Source organism: Sodalis-like endosymbiont of Proechinophthirus fluctus, assembly GCF_001602625.1.
GTDB lineage: Bacteria > Pseudomonadota > Gammaproteobacteria > Enterobacterales > Enterobacteriaceae.
On sequence record NZ_LECR01000092.1, the window covers coordinates 59124 to 66404 of the forward strand.

At 47.5% G+C, this 7281-nt stretch carries 4 protein-coding genes and 2 pseudogenes; 4 read left to right on the forward strand and 2 right to left on the reverse strand.

The features are described from left to right. Positions 1-2759: 2759 nt before the first annotated feature. The 3 genes and pseudogenes from BG74_RS14620 (at position 2760) to BG74_RS09655 (ending at position 4712) form a co-directional block, all read left to right on the forward strand. Entirely contained in the window at positions 2760-2921 is a 162-nt protein-coding gene (locus tag BG74_RS14620; RefSeq protein ID WP_204376394.1) for a hypothetical protein, read from the forward strand. Positions 2922-3214: 293 nt separating this feature from the next. Continuing rightward, positions 3215-3337, forward strand: coding sequence for a hypothetical protein (locus tag BG74_RS19140; protein ID WP_256364263.1), 123 nt, complete (start codon positions 3215-3217; stop codon positions 3335-3337). 603 nt (positions 3338-3940) lie between these two features. Further along, positions 3941-4712: pseudogene (locus tag BG74_RS09655) on the forward strand (SDR family oxidoreductase). 357 nt (positions 4713-5069) lie between these two features. Here the strand turns inward: BG74_RS09655 and BG74_RS19145 are convergent. Beyond that, on the reverse strand, positions 5070-5195 hold the full coding sequence (locus tag BG74_RS19145; RefSeq protein ID WP_256364264.1) for a hypothetical protein: 126 nt from the start codon (positions 5193-5195) through the stop codon (positions 5070-5072). Positions 5196-5713: 518 nt separating this feature from the next. Next, positions 5714-6241, reverse strand: coding sequence for a single-stranded DNA-binding protein (locus tag BG74_RS09660; RefSeq protein WP_066598155.1), 528 nt, complete (start codon positions 6239-6241; stop codon positions 5714-5716). 235 nt (positions 6242-6476) lie between these two features. Between BG74_RS09660 and BG74_RS18620 the strand changes: the two are divergent. Continuing rightward, positions 6477-7281, forward strand: a pseudogene (locus tag BG74_RS18620) (excinuclease ABC subunit UvrA); the annotation flags it as partial.

Here is a 7281-nt window from a genome sequence, read left to right on the forward strand (position 1 = left end):
TCGGCTAATAAGCCGCAGCTAGCTCTAAATCAATAACGCCAACAGATGCAGCTAAGAAATTTTCGCCTCAGGAAAAACGAGACGCACGCTGTACATATAATTTTTTATTAAATTAATAATATTTATGTAACTTTATGTCAATTTTGCAAAAGCATATTAACTATTTTTAATAAACATTTTTATCAGGAAAAATGGAGCTAAGAAAGCGTAAAGTAGACCTTAGCAGCAGCGCGCCGTTCTAGCGTAGCTACCAGGTATGAACAGTGATCAAGACAAACATGTTCTTGTGATGTTTAAGAATACTCGCGTGTTTTGAACACGGTAATCAAAAGAGGATTAAAGGTGCGTAGGCGCATGGAGTAATTGGCGTGAGCACGTGCCTACAAATATTAGGGCAAGCGCGTTTTAATAATGCCAAGTGCAGATCTACGATTATTAATAGAGGACAGGTATTATTCAAAGGCGAGTGCGAGCTTTGCAACGTTGCACTTGTCCCTTTAGCTTGATGTTGCATCACTCGTATTTGTTTGTCGTTCTCCTCTAAGAGCTTAAATACATTTTCAACTTTGACAATGTTTGCTCTTATATTCGCCCTTATCTATTGTGTACTCGCATCGGTATTCGATATCGGCAACTGAGCATACGAATGTAGACGCTGGTGTTGATTCAAATCTTTGGCCTAAGGTGGATGCTTTAATGCGTTAAGAAGAGTGGACAAATTGATAGGTATCAGCGTTTCATCAGCACTCAGCAACTTTTAGCAAATACAATGCAAGCCGTGGTGTTGTTGGTCTTGAATCTATCAACTAAAGGTGATATTTTCACGAGGGGTTGGTTATTATCTTGTAGTATTTTTAGTCATCAGCAGGGCTTTATCTTGATTAATAGCTTTGCCTACGTATTTCGGCGTTGACGTTACGATATTTATCGTTCCTCTGGAATAATAAATACTAGTTTTTAACACGGCATTCGCATTATTTATATACTAATAAGGTTGAAATAATCTCCTATGACGGTTGATTAATAGTGGTGTTTTATTTACCTCTCAGATTACGATGGTATGAGAAAAATTAATAGTCTTATGAAGAGACAGTATACATGTAATAAAATTTATATTTTTGAAAATTAAATAATCTATAGATTATAGGGAACGTTTGTAAAACAAGATAATCTATATACTTAGATAGACATTGTAAATATTTTCCGCCACTATTTTTAATACGACTTTATTTGTTTTTTAACTCGTCTTGTGTTCATAATTTTTTATTTAGTAAATCCAGTGATTTTAATTATTTTTAAATGGGTATTCTATAAAATTTATATATCGTAATAACTTGGCCTTTAGATTTCAAAACACGTTTCAGCCCTTACATTAAGGATGACCTATACTCGTGCATGCGTTAAATCCATCAATAAACTCACGATGATAAACGTACGTAATCCTGTGAGCTGTCTATGTGATTAAATGAGTATTCCATAAGGAATGACGGGTTGATTATTGACCAATTCATCTTCTCAGTCGCAGGCCGTAAAAGGGTATGGAATGAACCCCTCTTTGCGCCGAATATGAATGATATGTGCTCTAGTCGCGCAGAAACGACTTTATGATCGTTGGCGCGGCAACGATGTGGCAGAACTAGTGCTTTTGCCTGAGTTTTGATATTAGTACCCGGGTATAATACGTGGGTGTAGCAACCCGTTGGCTGATGACGTGCGCTATCGCCTTTAGCAACAATAAGCGTCGTTCTCGTCCTGACCAAACTTAGCGGTTACGATAAGACATCCTCAGCTGCTATTACTCGTTGCACGCAATAATGGGATAAATTGCTCCCCGCCGACCAGGACAGCGATTGATCCGCTCACTTTCAATATGCGGGCATATTTCATCCATAGTCGTTCGTTATAGATATCGTGCGTCGGGCGGCGAGTTCGTTAAGCAGTCGCGCGGTAGCTGCGCAATAAGAAGTCCTACAGAGATTGCGATTTCCATTTATCTGCTTAGGGCTTTCTGAGAGGCAAACTGCAAACAGAGTCTAAAGGTGCGCGGTGTAGCAAGATGCGGTCGCCAAAGATTTTCTCGGCGATGGTCGCGTTAGGATCCCAAATGCCCCATGTGTCTACCCGGCCTTGCGTTAGCGTGGACAATCCCGCTGCCGACGCTAGGTAGCTCAATTACACATCATCAGTAGATAGGCTGTGATCGCGTAAGATAGATAACAGGATATTATGGAATCCAGAGCCGTGATAGACGGAGGTTTTTTCCTTTCAACTGCTCGACGGTGGTTATAGTGGAGTCTTTTTCTACCAGTTGCGTCCTAAACAGACCCTGTTCACTGGCCGCCCACGATTTTGGCATCCCGCTGAGTTATAAGCGAGGAACATAGTAGGGGTGTCGCCGCCTCAAAAAGTGTCGATAGAATCCACCAGCAAAGTATCCATCACCGGCGGTGTAACGTCGAAATTTACCCATAGCTCCGCCGCCGGGACTTCTTGTACGGCAGTCAAAGGTGCGCTCTGCCTGAGCAGGCCGTTGCGTTGGCCGTTAACTTTATCTTCTGGATCGTTATGGAATTATGTATTGGACCCTTTTGGCCATTGATAGTATTAACTTTGGCATTACCGGCCGGCGCCTAGGCCCAGTCAGCCGCTGATTCGCAGGTTGGAATGACCTCTGTGGGAGAGATCATCCGCCGTTTCGGCGTCCGCGCTGGCTGATATCGTCGGCGTCACGCAAACGACAGATACTGTCGTAGCGCCTTATGTCGCGGCGACTTATAGATATGCCGGCGTGCCAGGAGGTGGTGGGGATAAGGTCAGTGGGGGATGATGTCAGTGTCTATACCGGCCACGAGGGAATCGATGTATTGGTACTGCGCTATGGGCCCTACCCGGGTAAGCGAAGCGCTGGTGCAGTTCAGTAGCATCAAGCACGCCTACCTGGGAGGGCAAAGATCCAAAAGCTGGAAGTAAAAAACCGCCGCGGAGAGCCTGTGTTAATTCAATGTGCAGGGAAAACGCTTTGTCGCCGTTCACCATCGCTAAATACGGCTCTCGGGACGCATTACCTTTCCCGGTGAGGCGCATGCTTATCTGGTCGCCTATGATTCTGTGCTGTCGGCACAGATGAGTCCGCAATATTTCTGGCAGATTACCTGAATCGCAATGAGTCTGCATCAAGGTATCAGGCGGTTTGACGTGATAAGGACAGCCTGAAATGACGTGGATTTGGGCGTCGCGGGTGCCGCGGGTATGCTATGTCCTGCAAGTAGACCGGACTGGCGCAATTGACCATGCACAGTTCTCTCAGGTGTCGCGCTACCAGATTGACGTTGTTTAACTTACTGATACGCACCACGCAATCGAAACCCTTGTGCATATCCACCCATCGGTGCAACTTATTTCCACCTGGATAGTCGGATGCGCCTGCAGAAACTCTCCCAGGAGCGAGAAGACTCCAGCCGGGTGAAGGTGAAGGCAGTGGGCATATCGATGCGCAGCCTGCCTGTCCAGCACTATCCCCTGCTGGCAGAACAAGCTGTCCAGTTCATCCATCGAGGCGCGCACTTCTCGCACGCGTTCATATAGAACCAAGCCGTCCTGCGTAGGGGTCACCCGGCAGGTGGTGCAGCAATCGGACGCTCATCACGCTCTCGAGTGTCTGAATGTGTTCGGACATGGTAGATTAGGGCAGAACGAGACTGTTGCCTGCCTGGGTAAAACTTGCCAGCTCGACAGCCTGTACAAAGCCTTGCAGTAGCGCCAGTTTATTCATCATTTCTTCCTTGATTGTTAGTTTTTATTGAACATTATTATTTCCAAGTTAACGTTCTTTATCCCTTTTGCTCCGGTCAATATTCTTAGTAATACAGTTAGTAATACATTCACTTTTTTACGTAAGTCGACGTAGGATTATTCGATCGCAAGCCACAGGAGTTTTGCTATGAGCCGTCCCATTGCATTCAATCACTTCACTGGTGCCAGCCACGGATTTGGCTACAATGCCGCTATTCATCTTTCCGTTTCCGGTTTCGATATTATCGGTACTTATCACTCTCCAGAAGAGGAAGCACAAGCGTTGGTAAAAGAAATTGAATGGAGCGGGGCCGGGGAGGCCATGTTGCAGCTTGATACTGGGGGGAGGAGAGTAGCCACTTTGCCCGTTCCGTCATCGATCTGCAGCGGGCACTGAACGATAAGTTTAGCCAGACGTAGTTTCACCATTTTGGTGAACAATTCCGGGATTGGCATTCATGCCGAATTTGCCGCGAACGACGAAGCACAGTTCGATCAATTGATGCGTATAAATTTCAAGGGCGCGTTTCTTCCTAATCCAAGTATTACTGTAGCTGCTAGCCGACGGTGGCAGTATTTTAAATATGTCAAATAGGATTACGCGCTTTACTACCCCACCCCCAGCTTTGCTGCCTATGCCGAGACAAAGGGAGCGCTGGAAGTATTGACCCGTTATCAAGCCAAAGAGCTGGGCAACCGCTGGATATGGGTTAATATGCTCGCGCCTGGCGCGATCGAGTCGGATTTCGCCAGCGACACGGTGCAGGACAATAAGCAGGTGAATTAGGTCATTGCCGAGAATACCGTTTTGGTACGAGTGAAGTCGCCGGATGATATCCGAGGTCATGGCGCCGCTGAGCGATGATTGCCACTGGATGACCGCTCAGAGCGTTGAGGCGTCCGGCGGAATGTGCCTTTAACCAGTTGCGGCCGAGGCACCTGCGTGAGTAGTCAGGCCGCGCGGCTCACAGTTGGGGGTACAGGGTGTCTACTGACGGTATTATGTTGACGAGGAGTTGGAGGCCATAGCGATGGTGAAGGAAGCGCCGTAAGTAGTGGGTAAGGAGACGGAGACGGGACCCGGTGACAGTGAGCCCAGCAATGCGTCTCGTCTGTACTGTTGCTCCGCCTATGTCTAGGCGCCCCGACCTTCGCCACGCTGAATTATGCAGGGAAATGATATTTACATCCCACTGGCCAGAGAGAGGTCTACAGTGCTGTCGTGCTAAACATTGGCAAAAAAATTATGCCGCGAGAGCGGGAGCTCAGCCAATGAATCAGGTCCAGTGTCGATAATCGACAATCCTCTCTCTTTGCAGACGGTCACCGGCAACCGCACAGATCCCGTTAGAGAGCACGGCGATGCCCGGCATCGCCTCGACGCTGTCGGTTACGCCAGTCAATGTCAAAAGAAAATAGGATAGGGATTATTTGCCATCATTACAGCTCACAGCTCCATGAAGATTCGTTAGATACTAAGAATAATACCAGCAATACATCAAGCAATAATGTGGCTAGCATTACTCGCTTCCCGCGCAACAAGAAGCTGATTGTCGCCAACCGGCCAATACCGAATTGGATGAAATCAACAAAACTAACATTGGCGAAAATAGTTAAAAATCCCCAACAAGGTAGAGTTAAGCATTCCCGATAATGTATTCTTGGGGGTCCAATATCGTTTACTTACCTTATGTCACGAGGACATGTTGGAGGCATAGGACGCATTTCTTAACAGAAGGCAGCCAGATAATCATACTTATCTACCCTTAATATTAAGGGCACTGCTTTGTGATGAAAAAATAAAATAAAAGTTTTATTCTAATAGAAATGGCGAAAATAAAGTCAGTATGAGCTTCCGGCAAATACTGTTGTTATAGGGAATTATATTTCCGAATCATTGACAATTTTGCTAAGGTTAGCCTCAGAATGGAATATCATCATCAAAGTCCATCGGCGGCTCGTTGCTAGGCACAGGAGCTACGTTCTTCGCGGGGCGCGCTGCCAGCTCGCTGCCGCTACTAAACTGCGCATTATTACCCTGCTGCTGTCCCCATCCGCCCTGCTGTACTCCACCGACGTTACCGCCCACCGTGCCGCCTTGTCGACCGCCGAGCATTTGCATCGTGCCACCTATACTAACCACCACCTCGGTGGTGTACCGATCTTGGCCGCTTTGGTCTTGCCATCTTCGGGTCTGTAGCGATCCCTCGATATACACCTGGGAGCCCTTACGTAAATATTCACCTGCTACCTCGGCCAGCTTACCAAACAGTACCACGCGGTGCCATTCTGTTCTCTCCTTGGTATCGCCGGTCTGCTTGTCGCGCCAGCTCTCAGAGGTGGCCAGAGTGATGTTGGCTACCGCACCACCGTTAGGCATATGACGTACCTCCGGATCCTGGCCCAGGTTTCCGACTAGAATCACTTTATTAATGCCTCTGCTGGCCATGGGGTCTCCTGATCAGATGAATGACTAAGTTTAATCTCTCAAGTTTACCATTGCCAACGCTTAAAGAACATGTTTAGAAACTTGGACTGCGCAGCGGAAACTTGCTGAAGCAGAGTTATTTGTTACAATCAATGCTAGATATTAATTCAGTTTTTTATTGATCGTCTCGCGCCGCCGTGTTTTTGTCAACCGCACAGGCCACCCTCGTTGTTCATCCGGTGTTGGGATTAGTTGAATGGATAAGATTAAAGTTCGTGGTGCTCGTACCCATAATCTGAAAAACATCAGTCTGGTGATACCCCGCGATAAATTGATAGTGATTACCGGCTTATCTGGCTCCGGGAAGTCGTCGCTGGCATTTGATACGCTCTATGCCGAGGGCCAACGTCGCTATGTTGAATCGCTTTCTTCCTACGCCCGGCAGTTTCTGTCGTTGATGGAAAAACCGGATGTGGATCATATAGAAGGGCTGTCGCCCACCATTTCGATTGAACAAAAATCCACGTCCCATAATCCGCGCTCGACGGTGGGAACGATAACAGAAATCCACGATTATCTACGTCTTTTGTATGCCCGCGTCGGTGAACCGCGCTGCCCGGATCATGATGTGCCACTGGCGGCGCAGACAGTTAGCCAGATGGTGGATAACGTGCTGTCGCGGCCGGAAGGCAAACGGCTAATGCTTCTGGCGCCCATCGTGAAAGAGCGCAAGGGGGAGCACAGCAAAACGCTAGAAAATTTGGCAGCGCAAGGCTATCTCCGGGCGCGTATCGATGGGGAGGTCTACTATTTGTCGGATCCGCCGAAACTCGAGCTGCAAAAAAAACATACCATCGAAGTCGTAGTCGATCGTTTCAAAGTGCGCAAGGATCTTGCACAGCGCCTGGCGGAATCCTTTGAAACCGGGCTTGGTCTCTCGGGCGGTACTGCGTTAGTGGCGGATATGGATGACAAAAAAGGGGAAGAACTGCTATTTTCCGCTAACTTTTCCTGCCCGATCTGCGGCTACAGCATGCCTAATCTGGAACCCCGACTTTTCT

What these genes read in the sequence shown, in the direction of transcription:
- BG74_RS14620 (WP_204376394.1), top strand. Translation starts at nt 2,760, where the DNA reads ATGTCGCGGCGACTTATAGATATGCCGGCGTGCCAGGAGGTGGTGGGG.
- BG74_RS19140 (WP_256364263.1), top strand. Translation starts at nt 3,215, where the DNA reads ATGACGTGGATTTGGGCGTCGCGGGTGCCGCGGGTATGCTATGTCCTG.
- BG74_RS09660 (WP_066598155.1), bottom strand. Translation starts at nt 6,241, where the DNA reads ATGGCCAGCAGAGGCATTAATAAAGTGATTCTAGTCGGAAACCTGGGC.